Source organism: Bacillus sp. CPT56D-587-MTF, from assembly GCF_058792335.1.
Genome location: NZ_JBYTEF010000001.1, coordinates 2,326,343 through 2,347,134, shown reverse-complemented (window position 1 = coordinate 2,347,134; position 20,792 = coordinate 2,326,343). Strand labels below are relative to the sequence as shown.

23 protein-coding genes and 1 pseudogene are annotated in these 20,792 nt (G+C 32.9%); 15 read left to right on the top strand and 9 right to left on the bottom strand.

From position 1 onward, the window contains the following. Positions 1-155: 155 nt before the first annotated feature. The 3 genes from AC3WVZ_RS11975 to AC3WVZ_RS11965 form a co-directional block, all read right to left on the bottom strand. On the bottom strand, positions 156-1,157 hold the full coding sequence (locus AC3WVZ_RS11975; protein ID WP_000577697.1) for an alpha/beta hydrolase: 1,002 nt from the start codon (positions 1,155-1,157) through the stop codon (positions 156-158). A gap of 696 nt (positions 1,158-1,853) precedes the next feature. Then, positions 1,854-2,036, bottom strand: coding sequence for a hypothetical protein (locus tag AC3WVZ_RS11970; protein ID WP_233936393.1), 183 nt, complete (start codon positions 2,034-2,036; stop codon positions 1,854-1,856). A 201-nt stretch (positions 2,037-2,237) separates the two neighbouring features. Beyond that, positions 2,238-2,774 (bottom strand): DinB family protein, encoded by a 537-nt coding sequence (locus AC3WVZ_RS11965; protein WP_001167131.1) that lies wholly within the window; start codon positions 2,772-2,774, stop codon positions 2,238-2,240. A gap of 263 nt (positions 2,775-3,037) precedes the next feature. Between AC3WVZ_RS11965 and AC3WVZ_RS11960 the strand changes: the two genes are divergently transcribed. From AC3WVZ_RS11960 to AC3WVZ_RS11940, 5 genes are all read left to right on the top strand, one after another. After that, a complete protein-coding gene (locus AC3WVZ_RS11960; RefSeq protein WP_000540712.1) occupies positions 3,038-3,730 on the top strand; it encodes an HAD family hydrolase in 693 nt (230 codons plus the stop codon). Between the two features lie 496 nt (positions 3,731-4,226). Next, the gene (locus AC3WVZ_RS11955; RefSeq protein ID WP_000751391.1) at positions 4,227-5,675 is read left to right on the top strand and encodes a serine hydrolase domain-containing protein; all 1,449 of its coding nucleotides are present in this window, start codon (positions 4,227-4,229) and stop codon (positions 5,673-5,675) included. 203 nt (positions 5,676-5,878) lie between these two features. Beyond that, the gene (locus AC3WVZ_RS11950) at positions 5,879-6,247 is read left to right on the top strand and encodes a DUF4180 domain-containing protein (protein WP_000403456.1); all 369 of its coding nucleotides are present in this window, start codon (positions 5,879-5,881) and stop codon (positions 6,245-6,247) included. A 108-nt stretch (positions 6,248-6,355) separates the two neighbouring features. After that, positions 6,356-6,859, top strand: a complete 504-nt coding sequence (locus tag AC3WVZ_RS11945) for a MepB family protein (RefSeq protein WP_001058786.1) — start codon at positions 6,356-6,358, stop codon at positions 6,857-6,859. A gap of 190 nt (positions 6,860-7,049) precedes the next feature. Beyond that, complete coding sequence (locus AC3WVZ_RS11940; protein ID WP_000202746.1) at positions 7,050-7,817, top strand: arylamine N-acetyltransferase family protein; 768 nt, start codon at positions 7,050-7,052, stop codon at positions 7,815-7,817. Between the two features lie 20 nt (positions 7,818-7,837). Here the strand turns inward: AC3WVZ_RS11940 and AC3WVZ_RS11935 are convergent, their stop codons facing one another. Further along, positions 7,838-8,011 carry a hypothetical protein gene (locus AC3WVZ_RS11935; RefSeq protein WP_176265164.1) on the bottom strand — a complete coding sequence of 58 codons (174 nt, stop codon included), beginning with the start codon at positions 8,009-8,011 and terminating at the stop codon, positions 7,838-7,840. 143 nt (positions 8,012-8,154) lie between these two features. Between AC3WVZ_RS11935 and AC3WVZ_RS11930 the strand changes: the two genes are divergently transcribed. The 4 genes from AC3WVZ_RS11930 (at position 8,155) to AC3WVZ_RS11915 (ending at position 11,724) form a co-directional block, all read left to right on the top strand. After that, a complete protein-coding gene (locus AC3WVZ_RS11930) occupies positions 8,155-8,808 on the top strand; it encodes a YdeI/OmpD-associated family protein (RefSeq protein WP_000110844.1) in 654 nt (217 codons plus the stop codon). 126 nt (positions 8,809-8,934) lie between these two features. Continuing rightward, entirely contained in the window at positions 8,935-10,050 is a 1,116-nt protein-coding gene (locus tag AC3WVZ_RS11925) for an NAD(P)/FAD-dependent oxidoreductase (RefSeq protein ID WP_033696296.1), read from the top strand. Between the two features lie 215 nt (positions 10,051-10,265). Beyond that, on the top strand, positions 10,266-10,706 hold the full coding sequence (locus AC3WVZ_RS11920; protein WP_233936392.1) for an NUDIX hydrolase: 441 nt from the start codon (positions 10,266-10,268) through the stop codon (positions 10,704-10,706). Between the two features lie 358 nt (positions 10,707-11,064). Further along, positions 11,065-11,724 carry a protein kinase family protein gene (locus AC3WVZ_RS11915; RefSeq protein ID WP_000026539.1) on the top strand — a complete coding sequence of 220 codons (660 nt, stop codon included), beginning with the start codon at positions 11,065-11,067 and terminating at the stop codon, positions 11,722-11,724. A 374-nt stretch (positions 11,725-12,098) separates the two neighbouring features. Here the strand turns inward: AC3WVZ_RS11915 and AC3WVZ_RS11910 are convergent. From AC3WVZ_RS11910 to AC3WVZ_RS11895, 4 genes and pseudogenes are all read right to left on the bottom strand, one after another. Continuing rightward, positions 12,099-12,840: pseudogene (locus tag AC3WVZ_RS11910) on the bottom strand (ABC transporter permease). A gap of 1 nt (position 12,841) precedes the next feature. After that, the gene (locus AC3WVZ_RS11905) at positions 12,842-13,792 is read right to left on the bottom strand and encodes an ABC transporter ATP-binding protein (protein WP_000859759.1); all 951 of its coding nucleotides are present in this window, start codon (positions 13,790-13,792) and stop codon (positions 12,842-12,844) included. A gap of 497 nt (positions 13,793-14,289) precedes the next feature. Beyond that, positions 14,290-14,469 (bottom strand): hypothetical protein, encoded by a 180-nt coding sequence (locus AC3WVZ_RS11900; protein ID WP_000026314.1) that lies wholly within the window; start codon positions 14,467-14,469, stop codon positions 14,290-14,292. Between the two features lie 91 nt (positions 14,470-14,560). Then, entirely contained in the window at positions 14,561-14,818 is a 258-nt protein-coding gene (locus AC3WVZ_RS11895; RefSeq protein ID WP_000587696.1) for a hypothetical protein, read from the bottom strand. 135 nt (positions 14,819-14,953) lie between these two features. Between AC3WVZ_RS11895 and AC3WVZ_RS11890 the strand changes: the two genes are divergently transcribed. The 4 genes from AC3WVZ_RS11890 (at position 14,954) to AC3WVZ_RS11875 (ending at position 18,193) form a co-directional block, all read left to right on the top strand. After that, positions 14,954-16,384 carry a PQQ-dependent sugar dehydrogenase gene (locus AC3WVZ_RS11890; protein ID WP_000169994.1) on the top strand — a complete coding sequence of 477 codons (1,431 nt, stop codon included), beginning with the start codon at positions 14,954-14,956 and terminating at the stop codon, positions 16,382-16,384. Between the two features lie 182 nt (positions 16,385-16,566). Next, positions 16,567-17,139 carry a YybS family protein gene (locus tag AC3WVZ_RS11885; protein WP_001103998.1) on the top strand — a complete coding sequence of 191 codons (573 nt, stop codon included), beginning with the start codon at positions 16,567-16,569 and terminating at the stop codon, positions 17,137-17,139. Positions 17,140-17,171: 32 nt separating this feature from the next. Continuing rightward, a complete protein-coding gene (locus AC3WVZ_RS11880; RefSeq protein ID WP_000185966.1) occupies positions 17,172-17,735 on the top strand; it encodes a GNAT family N-acetyltransferase in 564 nt (187 codons plus the stop codon). Between the two features lie 77 nt (positions 17,736-17,812). Next, complete coding sequence (locus AC3WVZ_RS11875) at positions 17,813-18,193, top strand: nucleotide excision repair endonuclease (protein WP_001048941.1); 381 nt, start codon at positions 17,813-17,815, stop codon at positions 18,191-18,193. Positions 18,194-18,250: 57 nt separating this feature from the next. On the opposite strand, the gene AC3WVZ_RS11870 is transcribed toward AC3WVZ_RS11875, so the two are convergent. Beyond that, positions 18,251-18,457: a hypothetical protein gene (locus AC3WVZ_RS11870; protein ID WP_000266125.1), complete on the bottom strand. Its 207-nt coding sequence runs from the start codon at positions 18,455-18,457 to the stop codon at positions 18,251-18,253. A 132-nt stretch (positions 18,458-18,589) separates the two neighbouring features. On the opposite strand from AC3WVZ_RS11870, the gene AC3WVZ_RS11865 reads away from it, so the two are divergent. Then, a complete protein-coding gene (locus AC3WVZ_RS11865; protein WP_063220377.1) occupies positions 18,590-19,369 on the top strand; it encodes an undecaprenyl-diphosphate phosphatase in 780 nt (259 codons plus the stop codon). A gap of 82 nt (positions 19,370-19,451) precedes the next feature. Further along, positions 19,452-20,771 carry an FAD-dependent oxidoreductase gene (locus AC3WVZ_RS11860; RefSeq protein ID WP_233936390.1) on the top strand — a complete coding sequence of 440 codons (1,320 nt, stop codon included), beginning with the start codon at positions 19,452-19,454 and terminating at the stop codon, positions 20,769-20,771. Positions 20,772-20,792 lie beyond the last annotated feature (21 nt).

Here is a 20,792-nt window from a genome sequence, read left to right as displayed (position 1 = left end):
GAAGAACTCATTAAGGTTCTTCCCTTTTTAATGTTTCATTAGGGGATCTTTCATTTTTTTATTGTGTATGGATTAGCATGACAATGATTTATATATGTAATTGGTTAAAATGAAACATTACAAGTATAAGATTATGTGCTTAGTAATCTCGCGATTTAAGGCACGACATTAGATAAGTGCGGGGAGTTCAATCGATTTTGAATAAAATTAATAGTATCAGCTGCAATTTTTTTACGTTTAAGAACTATCCCAGCATGCCCACATGTATAAATATATCGTGTAGGTCTTTCCCAAGATTCCCACAAGTAGTCTGTATCCTCAGAATGCACATATAGATCATGCTTACCTGAAATTAATAAAATATTTTCTTTTTTTACTTTTGGCAATGCTTGACTCGGTTCAGTGATTTTCCAATAATCTATTAAATCATCATACGTAACACCATGATGTTCCAAGTCTTCTCTAATAAATTTACCCGGAATTGTATTCCAAATAGAATAAGAAAGTCGATTTGCATAGAAAATGGATGCTAACACATCAATTTCTTCTTCAACAAGAGAGGTTAAGTTAGTAATAAATCCGCCTAAACTAATCCCTATTAGAATCAGGGGACCATTTTTGTTTGCTTTAATCCATTTAATCAAAGCTCGTAAATCAGCTACCGCTTGTCTAGTTGCTTGTACTGTTCGATCAATATTTGCACTTACCATATATTCTCCACTGAATAGGGATTGATCGGGTTTTCTTTCAAAATGATAGGGTAGAGTGAAATAATACATATTCCACTTCAGGGTGGTCATATGATTGTGGAATATTTTTTTCACACGTTCGTTAGAATCCATTCTCCAACCGTGAACAAAGATAACATGAGGTGCATTTTCATTTTCATGTAAGAATAATTCCCCAGTTACAGAGTCGTTGCGTGAATCACCGGATTGAACCGAGCTTTTATAGTTGAATTGTCCAAGCATGTATTCATTTTCCTGCTTTGAATGCTTAATGTCAAAATGAATATGTGATGGTTTTACTTTATAAAAAGATTCTATGTCCTTTATATTTAATGAAGTGTTAGAAAGGGAAGTAAACTGAAACGCTACACTTCTTTTTTTGTGTAAATCATATAAGGCGTACCGATCAATGAGTTTTGAAAAAATCAAATTAACCTCCTCCAAAGTACATATTGTTTAAAACATAGACAAAATTTATGTTTTAAATTAATTAGGAAATATTCTCTTTTCCTAATAGTAGGTGCTTGAATTATAAAAATAGGTGATAAATTTGCATATTATATTATAAAGCTTACAATAAATAATTTATACTAAAATTTAAGAAGCAAGTTAATATTCTTATCCATATAAAAGAATGTTAACTTGCTTCTTTTCGTATTAAAAGATGTAATTTCTATGAGGAACAACTTAAATTCCCATATAGATATTCACAAATAGGTTCTCTATACTTATTGTGTGGAAATTATATAATAAATATATTTTTTATGTTACATACATTAAATCAATCTTAACCTCTCTTTTTTCTATAAGTTCCTTAAATTGACTAACTTCTTACCAATATTCAACAACGACTGCGTTTTTGAATTTGTTTTCTAGCTTTTCTTGAACAGGTGAAATTTGATTTATCATAAAATCAAGCCATAATCAAAATGGTCTCCCTGTACTGAATGTTAAAATAGTTTGTTGTTCCCGTTTTAATAATATTTGAAAAAGAACTTGTAAGATATTCTACAGGTTCTTTTTATTATAATCGGTTACTTATATCATGGGATAATCACACATAAAAAACGGGACATTACCTAGATGTATGACCTAAATATCGTCCCGTTTACCTACTCTGTATAGTTATTGCAGAATTAAACCTACAATCATAATTAAACTAAATACTATCATCCAACCAAACGCACAATAGCCAAAAACTCTAATCCATTTAGGTAATTGATGTATATTAATTTTATTTGTGGGAACTCCTTGCATAGAAAACATCATTTTTTGATCTCTATCTCTATTATTTTGTTGTTCATACATAATATCATCACCTTTCCAGAACTATTGTGTTTATAGTATATCAGCCTAAATAAAATTATGTACAGAATAAGAGGGGATAACATATATATTATGTGGTGAATTTTATAAATAAAGACATTTAATTGCCATGGTTCTAAGCGCTAATCCGTTATAAATTCTGAAAAAGAGCCCTACATAAATAGGACTCTTTTTCTTCAAACATTAAGTTGCTGGATATACATCAGAACCAAGGTAACGTTCTTTTATAATTTGAAGATGATGAAGCTCATGACCAGCAATGATGTATGCTAATGCACGAACTGTAACTTCAGAATTATTCGCATTTCCTCTTTGTGACCAAGCTTCTTTATCTAAGCTTCTAAGTAAATACAGGGTAGATTGGCGAACAACTATTAAATTCTCAAGAAGATCTTGCATAGATTGCTTATCAAAAGCAGCTTTAAGAACATACATATCATCGTTATAGCCTGGAAGTTCCGCTGTCTCGCCTCGAGCAATAGATAACAAGCGATATGCCATAATACGTTCTGTATCTGCAATATGGCCGATTACTTCTTTTATACTCCATTTAGTAGGAGCGTATCGAAAAAGTCCCTCACTATCAGAAATTCCCTTTAATAAAAGATTTGTTTCCTTCATTTGTTGTTCTAGAATATATATGATATTTCCGTCTGATACCAAGTTGGTATACGTTGCATAATAGGAGTTATATTCACTTACCTTTGGTCTTATTTGCATATGAATCATCCTTTATATTTAATCTTTAAGTACAGCTTATCACAAAATACCTTCGAATTAATCTGAAAATTAGAAATTACAATTAAAAAATTCACCTACTACCTTAGTTGAAATCGTGTACTTTCACATCAATTAACAAACAGAAGAAGGATTTTTGATTTAACTCTTAGAATATCGTTCTATTATGAGTTCTTTGATATGAATTGTTTTTTGATTACTTTTGATGATTACTAGGAAATATAGAAAGGTTGTGAAATGATTTGATGGGTTATAAAGCGATGCTGTTTGATTTAGATGATACATTACTTGATAGGGATAAAGCAGTAGAGGCATTATTTTTAATTGTTTTAGAAAAGTGTTATGAAAATGTAGATGGTGCGGCTAAAAGCAACATGTTACAGAAATTCAAAGAATACGATAAAAGAGAATATGGCATAAGTAATAAAACGACAGTTTTAGAATCATTGTTTGATGAATTCACGCCAAGGTATAGATTGCCACGCAATTACATCCAAGATTTTTGGAATAATAATTTCCCTAGATGTTTTTCAATAGACCAAAATACTATTCATTTCTTAAATCAAATAAAGAAGCACTGTAAAGTTGGAATTATAACAAATGGCTCAACTCAGAGGCAAAAAGCTAAAATATTTAACACGAATTTAAATAAGTATTTTGAAACAATCATTATTTCTGAAGAAGTGGGATTTAGTAAACCTGATAAACGTATATTCGAACTAGCATTAAATAAGTTAAATTTACAACCGGAAAATACTTTATTTGTTGGGGATGACTTAGAAAAGGATATTGCTGGTCCTCAAAATGCAAATATAAAAGGTGTGTGGTTTAACCCTCAGAAAATCAAGAATACTACCAAAATACAACCATATGCCGAGATTAACACTTTGGATAGTTTGTTAAGTTATGTTACTCCACAATATTTTTATAACAAGTAAAAGTAATCCCATATATATTAAAAAATATAAAAAAGAGAAACTATCATTAATTTCATTGACCGTATTAGTAATAAAAAATAGATATTTACAACAAAAAATAGAGGCGATTTTAATAGCTGTGGCTAATTTAATCTATGATTAATACGAAGTTTTGTAAAACAATTTTACTCATACTGTGTAAATTATAAAGGGGTGGTGTATAGTGATAATAAAGTTATTGAATTTTGATTAAAAAAGATAAGAGCCTTACTACATTCTATATGCAGCAAGGCTCTTTAAAGTTGTTTCAAATTATATCCATCTGCTTATGTAATGCTTAAAAAATGAATAATAAAGTTGTTTACTTCTTATTAAACTAACGCCCCCGTTAGTTTAAGTGTAACTCTTCACAATTATTTGATATTATATAGATAAATAGAAATATAAATCAGAATTTAGTTTATAGTTATAAAAATAAGTTATTTATACCCTTATAATTCTTCAGAAAGGAGAGTGTATGAAAAAGACTATTGTTTTTGTATTAACGATATTTATATTATTCTCAGGATTCGCAACACAAAGTTATGCGTTGTCAGATTCGAAATCTGTGGCAATACAAGCATTGCTAGATGATGCCTGTCGTACGTCAGGTGTGCCTGGAATGTCACTCTCAATACTTGCTGATGGTGAAGTGTTCTACTTTTCTTCTGGGTATGCAGATCTTGAAAAGGGACTGTCTGCAAGTGAAAATACACTCTATGAGTTGGCCTCGGTGAGTAAAGCTTTTACTGGTATGGGGATTTTGCTATTGGAAGAGCAAGGGCTGCTATCAATGACTGACCCTATCCAAAAATATTTACCTTGGTTTACGTTAAAGTATCAAGGTAAACCTGTTGATATGCAAAACCTTACACTAAATAACTTTCTTCACCATACCAGCGGCCTAACAAATATTAGACATCTTCAAAATATTCCACAAGGTAATACGCCTGATATGTTGCAAAAGACTGTGGAAACGCTGGTAGATGCAGAATTGGCGTTCTCTCCTGGTGAACAATATAACTATGGAACCGTTAATTATGACGTATTGGGTTTGGTTATTGAGATTGTATCACGACAAAGCTATGAAGACTTTATGAAGGAGCAAGTATTTCTACCCTTAGGTCTTCACCAGACGTATGTTTATAAAGAAGATGCTCAAGCCACTGGACAGTTAGCACAGGGTTACCGTTCTTCCTTTTTTATAACAACTCCATTTAACGCTCCGTATTATACCGGGAATAAACCTGCCGGCTATATCATTTCTAATACAAAAGATATGGCGCGTTGGATGGGCATACAGATGGGTATCGTGCAGGACATACCCGAAATATTTCACAGGGCCATCGAAAAATCACATAGAGGTGATATGTCTGTTTCGGCTGTCAATGATATGTATTATGCGGCAGGTTGGTCGGTAAACGTCGAACAAACGTTTATAGAACACACTGGGGGTAATCCAAATTTTAGTACCAAAGTAGCCATACTGCCAAATGAAAGAACAGCCATCTGCTTACTGAGCAACGGCGCAAATACCAATATAAACCTGGTACTACAAGTTAAAAATATATTAAACGGCAATCTAACTCAGTCATATGAGATAAGTGGCACACAGCTTTTGGACATCATTTTGTCGTCTACCACAATTATTCTTTGCCTATTAGCCGTTCTGTTATTTTTCTTAGGATTAAGAAAAGGGAAAACGAATGAGCAGCAGCCAATGACAAAAAAGAGAACAATCGTAACAATTATTTTCCTAATCGCTACTATTGCCCAGTGTATAATGTTTTTTGCCTTCGATTGGTCAACGATACTTATTTGGCAAACATATAGTGTTCTTACAGCTTTAATTTCGTCAACATTATTAACAGCAAGCATTACTTGGTTTGTATATACTCACCGATTAGATGCCTCGGTCCGAAAATAAGTACAATGTTAAGTAAATAAATCTTAATTTATCGATATCCTTAATTTAAAAAACAGAAGACACTTCTCCTAGTTAAACCCACTTGCTATTTCTTCCACTAACCTGCCTCGTTAGTAGAAGAAGGATTTTTAAACTACTATATTATTTTTTAAATGACTTTATTGTAAATTAAACAACTTTATTATCTCTGTACAGGTGGGACTATGGAAATAAAGAAAGTAGTAATCGATGGAATCAATATTGCGGTCATTAGAAACGATAAGGTATTAATATCGGATGTTCAGTCTGCATTAGATACTATGGCAACAGTTCAAAATGAGGTAGATGCGAAACATATTATTATCCATAAATCTTTAATAAGTGAAGATTTCTTTGACCTAAAAACACGGCTTGCGGGTGATATCCTTCAAAAGTTTATAAACTATAAGGTAAAGATTGCTATTGTTGGAGATTTCTCTATGTATACTAGTAAAAGCTTAAAAGATTTTATTTATGAATGTAATAAAGGAAATGACATTTTTTACTTAGCAACTGAACAACAAGCAATTGAAAAACTAAGTACATTAAAGTAATAATTATATCCTGCTAAATTCCCCCATTTCACTTAGTTCATAATTATATACGATATAGAAGAACTGATGTTTGTGGTAAACTAAGAGATGAATAAAGGGGGAGTTTTTTTGAACAATTTTAATATTATAATCCAAAATTTAAATAATATAGTTTACAAACCTAACAACTTAATGATTACGAATCTAAAAGAAGAAAAGCAAAACGCAGAATATGCCGGATGTTTATTCCACTTAAATAACAAAACCATTCGTTTTAGAAAATCAAAAGTTACACCTAATAAAATTGGTCAATTTGTTTCTTTTTGGGAGAAAGATGAAAATATGCGAAATAGAGCTTTCTCTTATGAAGCTGCTCCTGATTTATTAGTAATCACTTGTATTGCTGATAATAAACTAGGGCAATTTATTTTTCCTAAAGAGATTCTTCTTAAAGAAAAAATATTGAGAACACAAAGTCAAACAGGGAAAATGGCAATGAGGATTTATCCTGTTTGGGATACCACTGTTAGTAATCAAGCTAAAAAGAGCCAAACGTGGCAACTTCAATATTTTGTTGATTTAAGTGATAGTAATAATTTGCCTATAGATAAACTATTAAATTTATATTCGTAGCTTTTGATTTGCCACAAAAAGAAGCAATTACAGAAAAGACATTTGTAATGACGCCTTCTATTAATTTACCTCGTGAATCGTAATTTTTGTACCGGTACAGTTAAATGAAATGTACATTGTTACAGTGCCCCTTAAAATTTACAATCAGCATATATTATTTAAACTTATAAATTTTTAAGGGGTGCTAAATATGACAAGTTTACAAGATCAGCTTTTCACAAGATTAAATCTTAAAAAACGTAATGATGTAACGTTTGAAGAATTACCTACCATACTCTTTTCGTTTGCGCATACTATACCATTTGAGAATTTAGATGTTATAGCACGAAATACGAATCAAATCTCTCTGGAAAACTTACGAGAGAAAATTTTAACTAGTTCCCGTGGTGGACTTTGCTACGAATTAAATACTCTTTTTTACTATTTCTTAAGAGACTGTGGCTATGATGTACAACTGGCATTAGGTACGGTGTATAAAAACGATATAAATGCATGGGCACTTGAGGATGGCCATATAACAATTATTTTAACTTATGATAATGTACAGTATTTAATTGATATAGGTATAGCTTCGTTAGTACCTCTTGTTCCTGTACCTTTTACTGGCGAGTCGGTTTCTTCAAAAAATGGTTCGTACCGGGTGAGACGGAAAGATACGAATAAAGGAAATTATGTTTTAGAAAGAATAGATGCTGCTGGAGAATGGAAAGTTTGTCATGCTTTTTATAAACATATTATTGATGAGATAGTAGTAAATGATGTTCAAAGAAGAGTGATAGAAGATGAGAAGTCTATTTTTAATAAAGGACCAATTGCAGTAAAGTTGACGAACTCTGGCCATATTTCATTAACGAATACAAGTTTAACCGAAATTATTCATGGGGAAAAAACTAAGCGTGAAATTACAGAAGATCAATATAAAGAGTTTTTATATACTTTATTTGCTATTAAGTTATGAATAATAAAGATAGCCGGTTCTTATTCAGAAGCGGCTATCTTTATTATTTTTGGTGTAAATGGTTTTCTTCTAATATGTTTCGGAAACTGCGGTATAGTTAATGTTTCCTCAGCTTCTTCATATGTATGAAAAATTGGTTCTTTTCCATCATCCCCTTGTAAAACTAGCCCTTCATCTCGGATTACATATGGCATAAAACCACCCCATCTAGTAAAGAATTATGTTCTTTTGCAGCAGAATAATACGATTTAAAGTTTGATTTTCTTAATACATATAATACACTAGAACAGTACGAAAAAGTATGTAAAATGAATTTTGAATGTAAAGGAAGATTATTATGTCAGTTATTGATAAATTGAAACTTAATAAGTATACAAATATGGTCGTTATTAACGAACCAAGTGATTATGACATTTTTACAGGTAAAGAAACTGCATTCTCAAAAGAACACGATGCTATCTTTATATTTGTAGAAACGCTTGATGAAATGGTGAAACAAACGAATTTTATTATTAGTAATGAAGAATTACTAATTGAAAAAGGTTACGTATTCTTCGCATATCCGAAAAAAGGTAATGCTCGTTATAGTACGTTTATTCACCGTGATGAGATGTTTCCGGCATTAAACGTTGGAGAAGATGGTTATGTGGGAGAAAGCGATATTAAATTTGCACGAATGGTAAGTATGGATGAAGTCTTTACTGTTGTTGGTTTAAAACGTGAAAAGAAAAAAACAACAAAAACATCTGCTATGAGTCAATGTGTTGCCGATTATGCAGATCGAATTAAAGATGTTGAAGCATTATTAGCTAATCATCCGAATGAACTTAAGTTTTATCAAAGTTTAACGCCTGGATACCAAAAAGATTGGGCACGTAATCTTTTTTCTGTGAAACAAGAAAAAACACGTGAAAAACGTCTAGAGAAAATGATAGAAATCCTTTCACAAGGCTATAAAACAATTGAATTATTCCGTAAGAAGAAAAAATAATGATTAAGGAAGTCACAATGCTGCAACAATTAATTGTGATGAGTACATTGAAAAAAGCATTCCTTCCATTATACTAAGGAATGTTCTTATATTTATATAATTAGCAAAAGAGAAAAGGTGTTTGAAATGAAATCATATATTGTAGTTGGATCTGGAATTTTAGGAGCGTCTACTGCTTATCATCTTGCTAAGGCAGGTGCGAATGTTACTATCGTGGATCGCCAACAATTAGGGCAAGCAACTGATGCAGGAGCAGGTATTGTATGTCCATGGCTATCACAGCGTCGTAATAAAGCATGGTATAAAATCGTTAAAGGTGGTGCACGTTACTATTCTTCGTTAATTCAGCAATTAGAAGAAGACGGTGAAACTGACACAGGATATAATCGTGTAGGTGCAATTAGTTTACATACTGACGAGAAAAAGTTAGATCAAATGGAAGAGCGAGCTTATAAACGACGTGAAGATGCCCCGGAGATTGGTGAAATAACTCGCTTATCAGCTGAAGAAACAAAAAAATTATTCCCAGCATTATCAGACGAATATAGTTCTGTTCATATTAGTGGTGCTGCACGAGTAAATGGAAGATTATTACGCAATGCATTAATAAGTGCTGCGAAAAAACATGGTGCAACTTTCATAAAAGGCGATGCTATATTAGTCCGTGAAGGAAATCATATTACGGGAGTTACAGTAAACGATGAAACAATTTTAGCGGAAAAGGTTATTGTAACTGCAGGCGCATGGGCGAATGAAATCTTGAAACCATTAGGAATTAATTTCTTAGTTACATTCCAAAAAGGACAAATTGTTCATCTGCAAATCGAGAATACAGCAACAGAAAATATGCCAGTTGTTATGCCACCGAACGATCAATATATTTTAACGTTTGACAATGGGCGTGTCGTAATTGGTGCAACACATGAGAATGATACTGGTTTCGATCATCGTGTAACAGCAGGTGGTTTACATGAAGTATTTCATAAGGCATTAACAGTTGCACCTGGCTTAGAAAATGCTACAATGCTTGAAACGAGAGTTGGATTCAGACCATTTACACCAGGATTCTTACCTGTTATCGGACCGCTACCTAACTTTGAAGGAATTCTCGTTGCGAATGGATTAGGAGCTTCGGGTTTAACAGCTGGTCCATATTTAGGAGCGGAACTTGCTAAACTAGCGCTCGGACAAACGATTGAATTAGATTTAAATGATTATGATGTTGCTGGCGCAATTGAATAATATAGGGTACTGCTAACATTTAGGAAAAACCATGCTAAACAAATTTGACAGAGAATAAGTAGTTTTTCCTCTGTTAAGAGTAAGCCTGTTTATGAAAAATAAAATTATTTAAAAATAGAGGGCCGACATTATAAACCTGCATTAATAATGTAGAATTGTGATGGCGGCTCTTTATTCATATTGATTTAAAACGTATTTTCGAAGGAGGTTAAGTAATGAGAGCGCCATATCAAGTATTGATATTTCCTTATATAAAAACTGCCGATTCTATTCAATATGCCATTTTTAACCGAAGTGATTATGGTTATTGGCAAGGAATAGCTGGCGGCGGAGAAGACGGTGAGGTTCCTATTGAATCAGCAAAACGGGAAGCATTTGAAGAGGCTGGTATTACAAGAGAATGTCCATATATACAATTAGATTCTGTGTCTTCACTATCAGTAGAAGATGTAGTTGGAGGATTCCTTTGGGGAGAAGAGGTTTATGTAATAAAAGAATTTTCTTTTGGAGTTAAAGTCCCTACAAAAAACATATCATTATCTAAAGAACACTTCAATTATAAATGGTTATGCTTTGAGGAAGCAGTAACGCTTTTGAAATGGGATAGCAACAAAACAGCATTGTGGGAATTAAACAAAAGACTATTAAAACAATGAAATTGTTAGCTAACAAAAATAGTAGTGGAACAAGAATTGAGTCATTAACAACCCCTTGCTACACTTCTAAACAATGTTTTATAGATTTGGCATGGGTAATGAACGAAGAGAACTTGTACTAAGAAAAGCCCTATACAGTTGACTCTGAAAAAATGAAAATAATTAGAAATATTTTTATATCGTACGGTTTTTGGCTATGAATAACGGAATAAATATTAAGTATTCAACAGTTTAAATAAAACGAGTTAGCTTTTTATTTTAAGAAGAAAGATGACTCGTTTTATGCTAAAATTCGCTTAGTGTATATTTTCGTTAAAATGTGGGTGGGCCCCCTTTTAGCAAAACCGGAGTGGGAATGATGAGTATAAATAGTTTTGTGGGATTGATAAATGACGAATTATTAAAAGAGGTAAGTATCAGAAGTGAGGATGAATTCGAGCCTGTAGTAGTTAAAGATATTCCTAGACTTTGGAAGTGTTTAGGAACAGGTAATTATGCCGCAGTATTCATGCACAGAGAATACAAAGATTGGGTAGTGAAAGTTTACGTGCGAGAAGGAGAAGGAATTGAAAAAGAGTCAGAAGTATACCGAAGAATTGGAAATCATCCTTCTTATTCAAAGCTTATATATAAAGGAGAAAATTTCATAGTATTGAAACGTTTAAAAGAAATTACCTTATACGATGCTATTCATAAGGGTATTAAAATTCCTAAGCAAGTAATACTTGATATTAATGAGGCTTTAGAGTATGCGAGGGAACAAGGGTTAACTCCTTGTGATGTTCACGGGAAAAATGTGATGATGGAAAAAGGAAGGGGATATGTAGTCGATGTATCTGATTTCTTAAAAACAAAAGAAGATAGTAAGTGGAGAGACCTAGAAAAGGCATATTTCACCTTTTATTTTCCTTTCATATATAAATTACCTTTCCCGGTTAAAATACCGTATTTTATGTTAAACATTGTTAGACGTTCGTATAGAAAATATAAGAAGCTTAAAAAGAAATTCAAATTGTAAAAGGACCACATACTTATCTTTAAGTTAGATAAGTGAATCAATAGTAAAATTAGTACCGTATATTTCAGATATGTCTAATATGTACGGTACTAATTTTATAACTTCATGAAGTAATCAGTAGGCTTTATTTTCTTCTTCAAACTCTTTATTCTTTTTCTCTAACTTTTCAATTATTGACTTTAATGTAAAATCAGCGGTAGTCTTTGACAAAAAATAAAGTACTAGATTGCTGCTGGTTAACTAGACTAGCGTAATCACTTATCACTTATCATTGTTTCACATTCATTATTTTATCTTCCATATCCTTATCCCGAGTATTGGTATAAGCGACATAACTGTATTCTATTTTGCTCATTTTTAGCTCCGTGTTATGTTTAGTCTGCTCCTCTCTCTTTGACGAACATCCATAATCCAATTGCAAAGAAAAACAAAATATAGGTGATATCTATCGCTAACGACATAAGTAAGCCAACTAATTCCGATTTATATTGTGACGTGCTCCAATAGACACTTAAATCATCATGATGAATGAATAGAATGTGTGTCCATGATGTAGATAAGAGACTACCTCCAAATATCATTTGTAAAAAGTATAGCACTAAGCTACTGCCTACTGCGATAGCAGCTGATCTCGTCCACACGCCAATCAAGGATGCTAGACTTGCATATAGGCAACATTGCAATGCGATTGCTCCAATAGAATATATAACATCCGTCATGTCGCCCCATTGTATGTTTTGGGGAGCCATCAGAAGATTCGCTAACAAAGAAACAATGCATATATTAACAATACCCGTAATGATGAGCAAAATCATCGCAGCAATTTTTGCAACATACAACCGTGAGCGCGAGGACGTATGCAGGAACAGTTGTTTCAAAGTTCCATATTGATACTCATCCGTCCAAATAAGAGGTGACAAAACAATCGCCCAAGGTAGAATAACAAGCATTCCCGATAGGCCAAGCAAAGCATTTACTATTTGAGCCACCGTATCATCAGCCTTGAGATCACTGGTGTATGCCCAAGATAACAAGTACCGTCATCACAATAAAACCAATGTGTGAAAGAATAAAGATTCTTTTATTCACTATCTTCAAACATTCATTCCATAACAACTTAACTCACCTCACCACGCGCAGTTGTCCATTTTAAAAACTTATCCTCTAAACTCGTATGTGTCGACAACACCCGATGAACTTCCACCCCGGCAGCACACAATGCTCGAATCAACATTGGAACTTGCCCTTCATCAATAGCTACTGTTATAGTATGCACACCGTTAGATAATTTCTCTGTCTGCATATAATCCAATGCATGATGATCTTCCCCAAACAAGTTAACCAAAACTTCGCTTGTAAGCTCAACATTATCAATGTGAAGAGTGATACAGAATTTCCCATCATTTAAGCCATCATCAATCCTTTGCTCTGTCACTAAGCAGCCATTCTGCATAATAACCACTCGACGTGCCATCTGCTCAATCTCAGACAGTTGATGACTGGAAATCACAATTGCTACGCCCAAATCTGTCGCAATTCTATTTAAATAGTTCCGGGTTTCACGGACACCAGCAGGATCAAGTGCATTCATCGGCTCATCTAACACAAGCAACTTTGGCTTTCGCAGTAGTGCTTGTGCAATTCCCAAGCGTTGTTTCATTCCCATGGAATACGTGCCTACTCGCTGATCAAGCGCATGTTCTATGCCGGTTAGACTGGCTACCTCCAGCAACCAGTCCTTACTTGCATTTTTGTGCAAACGCTGATATTGTCGTAAATTTTCATACCCACTCAAATAAGGATAGAATGCAGGTGCTTCAATCACAGCCCCTACATTGAGGATTGCTTTAGAAAACTGACTTTTAATACTGTAACCTGCAATTTGCACGTCCCCGGCACTTATTGTGCTTAGACCAACTATCATCTTCATCGTGGTTGTCTTGCCCGCTCCGTTCGCACCAAGTAGTCCAATAATTTCTCCCGCTACCATATCGAACGATATGTCTTGTACAATCAACTTGCCCTTGATTTCTTTCGTTAGGTGTTGCACCGATAGTACTGTTTTCAATAGTCCCACTCCTTACAATATAAGTACAATCCCATTTCATGAATTCATTAAGAACAGCCTGTAAAGAAAAATCAGATTTGTCGCAACCGCACCTTTTGATTGATAAAATTTCGTTAAACCTTTTACTTCATTAACACTCATTTTCATATCATCTTATTTGTTTTCTTCTTATCCTTACTATAGAAAAAATTGGCGAATGAAACGAGTGATTTCCCTTACAAAATAGTTCGTTATCTTACAGTTTTGTCATTTTTCACATCATTTTGTGATACCTGGGATACTATCCACATCGTCATCAACTTAAGAAATTGATTCTTCCCCAAAACGGAAAAACGAGCCGAATTCTCATAAATAATTGTGAAAATGTAAAGTTCTCGTTAAGGGGGTGTCTTAAAATCTTAGCTTACTGGGCATATGGTGTTACCTCAAAAAATAAAAAGATTAGGAGTGAATCCTAATCTTTTTATTTATACATATTTTTGTTAGTTATATCACTATCAATTCCAAAACGGGATATTTTGAATAAATGAAACCGTCAAAATAAGTGTTGATGCGGAACCAGCAGTTACTAAAGTTACTATTTTTCGTCCATTCTGTTCTTTTGAAGGTTTTATAAGTTCTGTAATTAACAAAATCCATATTATGATAGATACTATTGAAATAATATTTATAGACATATGTAACACATCCCTTCGTGTTTTTACATAAATATTTCTGCTTTTATAAAATAAAAGCAATTTAACAAGAAAATATGTAACGCATTACAAATCAATATTTTCCTGTTAAACCACCTTTTTTAAATAGAAATACGACTGATAAAACGATAACAACAGCCTTCAAACTGCCCCAATATGGATAAATAGCATGATCTGTTAGACTAGCATATTGAAAAATATTCTCTAAACCGAAAATTCCTATCATGACTGCTAAAATGAATGAAGCTGATCCATACGTCCCGTTATGATAGAGGGTAAATAAATAGACTGCGAAAATTAGTGGTAAGATGATTTGTAGTACGATTATCATAGTTCGTCCCCCATATTATTTATAATTATATTGTATACAAAATTGTAATAAAAAGGAATGCGACTTATTTGATACTAACAAAACTACTCTAATCATATTCTTCTATAAAAAGAAGAAAAAGGGGTGTACAGTTAATTGACAAAAGTTAAAGTTAGTTTACGACCCATTGTTCATAATATAAATTTACCAACCGTATTGAAAACAACAATACTTCCAGGCGAATCGACCGAAAGACTATTTATCGCAACCCAATTAGGAGAGATTTTTTACATAGGGAATGGAGTTATAAAGATATTTTTAGATATTCGTCACCTAATTATTAAATTAGGTACATTTGAAGAAGGTGTTTCTAGTAGCGGTTATGATGAACGCGGATTGCTTGGACTTGCGTTCCATCCACAATTTTATCAAAATGGGTTATTTTATCTTCATTATTCAGTAGCTGGAACTCAAGGACCAGGTGCATTTTCTGAGCAATTTAAACCGAATCCTTGTGACCCTAAAACGTTAAATTTAAAGTGGGTTAATAGAAATACGCAATATGATCACATTGATACAGTAGAAGAATGGACTTTACAATCTAATGGTCAAGCTCAAAAGCGACGAACATTACTGAATGTAAGAAGACCATTTTTTAATCATAACGGAGTCAATAGTTTAAACTTTTCACCTGAGACTGGAAAACTTGTTTTTACAAATGGAGATGGCGGATCAGGTTATGATCCATTTAATTTAAGCCAAGATGATTTAGAAATAGCAGGTAAAATAATTGAAATCGATGTAAGTAAAAATACATTTATAAATAACCCTCCTGTAGTTACACGCTTTAATGAACTCCCTTTATCTATACAAGAAACACTTACAGTAATTGCAAAAGGAGTACGTAATATAACCGGCATTTCATTTCAAAGGTTTTATAATCAATATATCAAATACGCCGGAAATGTCGGACAAAATATTGTAGAGTCTATTTTTTCATTTGTTCAATATAAACCTATACCGGTTACAGAACTTGTTCAAATGCATTTTATGAGGCTCACTCCCAATCAAGATGGGTTTATCAATTTTGGTTGGAGAGGATGGGAAGGGGATTTACCTACTTCTTTTATACGGCATTGTTCCGAAAATCAGACTTTGGATGAAAGAACAATGACTTATTATGATGAAACAATACAAACTTCAGCGAGGCGTATTCTGCCTCTACTTAGTTATTTTCATCAAGATTCCAGACCCGATAAGTTTGGAGGAACTTCCCTTACAGGAGTTCAGCCATATATGGGAAATGCAATTCCAAATTTAACAGGTAGCGTAGTGTTTACTGACCTTGCTAAGAAAGAAGATTCTCGACCGCCAGTTAAGGGTGTTTTAGCCTATACTAGAGCAGGTACAGACGGTAAACATGCTGACTTTCATGCTATTGAAACCAATTATGATTTTGGTACGCAAGCAGCTTATTATATGAGTTTAGGAACAAATTTGAATCAAACTAAATTATATTTAGGAGTTTACGGTTCTATGAAAGTAACAGATTTTAACAAAGGTACCATTTTTGAAATTATTCCCTGATACGATATACACTCGTAGTTTAATAATCCAAGGAATTTATTTTGTTTTAAAACGCACAATTTATCCCCCTAAAAGCCTTTTATTATATAGTAATTCATAACAAGTAGAAAGCAGCTCATAAACCACTAGTGTATGAATAATATAGAAAGTAATGAATGAGGCATCTTTAGGGGGAGATATTGATGAATTGGTTTGTACGTTATTGGTATCAACTGATGATAGAACATGATACGAGCTTTGTTCATAAAAGAAAATTGTCCCTTGCGAATAAGTTAGTACTTACAGCTTTGATGAGTACATTAGCCACCATGTTTCAAGCAGCAGGAAACCTAGTTCCTGGTATAGGTTTGCTCATTAGTCCATTTTCGACATTACCGATTTTTTTTGCTATTTTCTATTCTATTCGTGAGGGAATACTTTCTTATATTCTTACTATTTTTCTATTATTTATTATTGAGCCAAGTGAACTAATTGTCTTTCCTTTTACTACAGGCTTATTAGGTCTAGCCTTAGGAGTATCCTTTTTAAAATTAAAGAGGAGAATTTGGATTGTTTCCTTTTCAGCAACTTGTCTAATTATTGGTATTATGATTGTTCTCGATGTTTTCCGTTTTCCGGTACTTGGTCCTGCTGTTCATACAACTATGGATATAAAAATTATTTTATCAATATCTATAATGAGCTTTCTATACTGTTGGATTTATGCAGGTTTTTGCAGAATAATGATGAATAGATTATATAAAGTGTTGTATTGACAATGGCATAATGAGGATTGGAGATTGAATTCATGACTAACGTTGCAGTTAGAAGACCGAATTTGAATGATGTAGATGAACTATATTTATTTTTCCGTATCGTTATTACGAATACATACAAAAATGAAGGATTGTCACAATCATTGGATGACATAGAAAATGAAATTAACTCAAAAAAGCAGTATTTGAAAAGTGATTTTGATAGTAACGGAGAAGGTCGTTACTTTTTATTAGCAATTGATACAAGTAACGATAAAATCATTGGAACAATCGAAATCGGTCCAGCAAGTACATTGATTAATAGTTGTACAGGTGGTGTACTTAAAAATTTGTATGAAATAGGAACTGTATTCATACTTCCGGAGTATCAGAGAAAGGGAATAGGGAGTTTATTACTACATACAATGTTTCTTACATTACTTAGCAGAGGGATAACAGAATATTGTTTAGATAGTGGATATAAAAATGCGCAAAGTATATGGACGAAAAAGTTTGGAAAACCTAGCTATGTATTGAAAGATTACTGGGGAGAATCCAGCGATCATATGATTTGGAAGAAAAGTTTACATGATACACCTATAATATTTGAATTATAAAATGAAATATGCCTCTGAACATAGCTTTTCTTACTTATGTATGCTATTATTTATCTTTATAATAAAAGAGGACGTGAATGAACTTGATTAAAATTAATATTCCTGAAGCTGATGTTTCAATTACTGAACGTAAACAAGTTATTAAAGGAGACGAGCCAATCATTACTCCAATTAATGGATTTATCGATTTCCACTTGTTCCCTAGAGATAAAGGCGGCATTTTTATGTTTTACAATATTAATGACGAACTTCTTTTCGTAGGTAAAGCTCGTAAAATTAGACAACGTATTAAGAAGCATTTTGAAGATAATGTTTCACCAATTAAAAATCACCGTGATGAAGTATACCGCATTGATGCATGTATCGTAGAAGATCCAACAGAAAGAGAAATTTACGAAACATATATCATTAATGAATACAAAGCGAAATATAACGTTGATAAAGTATTCTACAAATAATCAACATTAATAAAAAGCAATCCTAGCTAATATGCCAGGATTGTTTTTTATTTAGATTTATTCTTCATATCTTTCTCCTTTTTTCAAATGATTAGCAGCAACAAAACAGATTACACCTATAAATATAAGTACAATACCAACCGTTTTATGTTTTCCCTCAAAGAAAGGAATATCTGAAATAACATTTGTCATACATAGTCCTAAAAATACAAGGATAGGGCCCACCCAAAGTAATACATTACCGAATTTTGTGTACTTCCACATAATAACCCCCCTTAACCCTCTTTACATATATATCCATAAATAAAAAGTAAATTCATAGAGAAATATAGTTTTTTTCATATCGAAAATTTAACCCTCATATATTGGTACAAGCAAAAGAGAAAGGAGACCATCATGAATTGGTTAGAAGCTTTCATACTAGGTATAATTCAAGGTTTAACAGAATTTTTACCAATCAGTAGTACCGGACATCTTTATTTAGGAAGGCATTTGTTCCGATTAGATGAGGCTGGCTTATTTTTAGATACGATGCTGCATATTGGGACTTTACTTGCGGTTTTTATTTATTACAAAAAAGAATTTATATATTTAATTAAAAACCCATTTTCAAAGCTCATGTTATTACTTATCGTTGGGACAATACCCGCAGTTGTAATTGGTTTATTGTTTAAAGATTTCTTTGAAGATATTTCAAAAACAGGAATCACGATCGGTTGGGAGTTTTTAGTGACCGGATTCTTTCTTTACGCGGCAGATAAACAAAAGAATGGTCGTAAAAAAATGGATGACATAACATATAAAGACGCATTAATTATCGGTTCATTTCAAGCTGCTGCTATTTTTCCAGCCATTTCCCGTTCTGGAATGACAATTGTCGCTGCATTATGGAGAAAATTAGACCGTGAAACTGCTGCTTACTTTTCTTTTTTACTATCGACACCAGCCATTGTTGGAGCTATCATTTTGCAATTTGTAGACGTTTTTCAAGGGAAAGCAGAATCTATTTCTAGTACATCTTTAATTGTCGGAACGTTATCAGCAGCATTTTTTGGATACATAGCCGTTTCATGGATGATTCAATATTTAAAACGTCACTCTTTAAAAGTATTCGCGTATTACGTATGGGGATTAGGTATTTTAATTTTAATGTTGCAATTTACTGATGTATTTTAAGTATAATGATAAAGAAGTTAATTAGTTTAAGATCCTGTTTCATTCATACAAGGCAGGATCTCTTTTTATTAAGGGGGAAAATATGTTTAATAAGGCTATCGTTATTGGTGGAAGTATAGCAGGAAAGTTTGCAGCAAAAGCATTATCAACTTCTTTTAAAGAAGTAATCATTATAGAAGCTGGTGAAAGGTGGGATGGAAAGTCTTCGAGAAAAAGAGTTCCACAAAGTAATCATCCTCACGTGTTATTAAAAGGTGGAGAAAACGCAATTGAAGAATTGTTTCCTACTATTACGAATGAATTAATAGAAGCAGGTAGTATCGTAAATAACTTTACTCGTGATTTAAAATGGCATCAATTTGGTTTATGGAAACAGCCATTCATAGGGGAAGTACATATGATTCAACAAAGTCGTCCTTTGCTAGAATGGCATATTCAAAAACGAATACATCAAATTTCAAATATTACTATTAAATATGAAACATTGGTTAAAGGGTTATTGGTAGATGCAAAGCTTAACAAAGTGTGTGGAGTAAAAGTTAAATATTTAGAGACAGACATACAAGAAGAAGTTCGTGCAGACCTTGTAGTTGATGCGAGTGGATTTGGCTCAAAGAGTATAGAGTGGTTACGAGAATACGAAATTGAAGTACAAGAAGAGAAAGTTCGTATTGATTTATTTTACGCAACGAAAATGTTCAAACTTAAAGAAAATGAGAAATTAGACTGTTGTAATATGTTAATGTCTCCGAGTTTCCCTGATAACCCTTATGGCGTTCTTATTCAAACGATAGAAGATAATCGTTATTTTGTTACTTTCAGTGGATACGCAAACGAGAAAGCACCACAAATAGATGATGAGTTTTATGATTTTGCTGAAAACCTATCAATTTCTAATGTTACAGACTTCCTAAACAAGGCTGAGGGAATTACTGATATAAAGACATACAAAATTCCTTATCAAGTACGCCGGCGATTTGATTTAGTGAATAATGTACCAGAAGGCTTATTAGTTGTTGGAGATGCGCAATGTCGTTTTGATCCCGTTTTCGGCCAAGGCGTATCAGTTGCTGCTATGGAGGCTCACCAGTTGCAATTACTTCTGCAAGGTAGAAAACAACTTGATAAAACATTTACACAACAATTTTATAAAAAGGCAGCTACTATAATAGAAACCCCATGGGATATGACAACAACGGAAATATCACGTCATCCGCAACTAAAGAGAGAATTAACTACAAAACAAAAATTTCAGCTATGGTATACGAAACAAATATATCGACTATCCGCAAGTAATTCTGATGTTTATATTCGGTTAGTACGAGTTATGAATTTAATTCGTAGTCCATTTCATCTTTTTCATCCGAAAGTGCTACTATCTGTATTACTTAATCGAAAGTAATAGCAGGAATATAATTGATAT

Excerpts from the sequence above, each read along its gene's own strand:
- AC3WVZ_RS11955 (WP_000751391.1), top strand. The coding sequence starts at position 4,227 with ATGAAAAAGACTATTGTTTTTGTATTAACGATATTTATATTATTCTCA.
- AC3WVZ_RS11860 (WP_233936390.1), top strand. The coding sequence starts at position 19,452 with ATGTTTAATAAGGCTATCGTTATTGGTGGAAGTATAGCAGGAAAGTTT.
- AC3WVZ_RS11900 (WP_000026314.1), bottom strand. The coding sequence starts at position 14,469 with ATGTCTATAAATATTATTTCAATAGTATCTATCATAATATGGATTTTG.
- AC3WVZ_RS11870 (WP_000266125.1), bottom strand. The coding sequence starts at position 18,457 with ATGTGGAAGTACACAAAATTCGGTAATGTATTACTTTGGGTGGGCCCT.
- AC3WVZ_RS11965 (WP_001167131.1), bottom strand. The coding sequence starts at position 2,774 with ATGCAAATAAGACCAAAGGTAAGTGAATATAACTCCTATTATGCAACG.
- AC3WVZ_RS11950 (WP_000403456.1), top strand. The coding sequence starts at position 5,879 with ATGGAAATAAAGAAAGTAGTAATCGATGGAATCAATATTGCGGTCATT.
- AC3WVZ_RS11920 (WP_233936392.1), top strand. The coding sequence starts at position 10,266 with ATGAGAGCGCCATATCAAGTATTGATATTTCCTTATATAAAAACTGCC.
- AC3WVZ_RS11930 (WP_000110844.1), top strand. The coding sequence starts at position 8,155 with ATGTCAGTTATTGATAAATTGAAACTTAATAAGTATACAAATATGGTC.
- AC3WVZ_RS11935 (WP_176265164.1), bottom strand. The coding sequence starts at position 8,011 with ATGCCATATGTAATCCGAGATGAAGGGCTAGTTTTACAAGGGGATGAT.
- AC3WVZ_RS11915 (WP_000026539.1), top strand. The coding sequence starts at position 11,065 with ATGAGTATAAATAGTTTTGTGGGATTGATAAATGACGAATTATTAAAA.
- AC3WVZ_RS11970 (WP_233936393.1), bottom strand. The coding sequence starts at position 2,036 with ATGTATGAACAACAAAATAATAGAGATAGAGATCAAAAAATGATGTTT.
- AC3WVZ_RS11960 (WP_000540712.1), top strand. The coding sequence starts at position 3,038 with ATGGGTTATAAAGCGATGCTGTTTGATTTAGATGATACATTACTTGAT.
- AC3WVZ_RS11895 (WP_000587696.1), bottom strand. The coding sequence starts at position 14,818 with ATGATAATCGTACTACAAATCATCTTACCACTAATTTTCGCAGTCTAT.
- AC3WVZ_RS11925 (WP_033696296.1), top strand. The coding sequence starts at position 8,935 with ATGAAATCATATATTGTAGTTGGATCTGGAATTTTAGGAGCGTCTACT.
- AC3WVZ_RS11940 (WP_000202746.1), top strand. The coding sequence starts at position 7,050 with ATGACAAGTTTACAAGATCAGCTTTTCACAAGATTAAATCTTAAAAAA.
- AC3WVZ_RS11885 (WP_001103998.1), top strand. The coding sequence starts at position 16,567 with ATGAATTGGTTTGTACGTTATTGGTATCAACTGATGATAGAACATGAT.
- AC3WVZ_RS11865 (WP_063220377.1), top strand. The coding sequence starts at position 18,590 with ATGAATTGGTTAGAAGCTTTCATACTAGGTATAATTCAAGGTTTAACA.
- AC3WVZ_RS11875 (WP_001048941.1), top strand. The coding sequence starts at position 17,813 with ATGAACTTGATTAAAATTAATATTCCTGAAGCTGATGTTTCAATTACT.
- AC3WVZ_RS11880 (WP_000185966.1), top strand. The coding sequence starts at position 17,172 with ATGACTAACGTTGCAGTTAGAAGACCGAATTTGAATGATGTAGATGAA.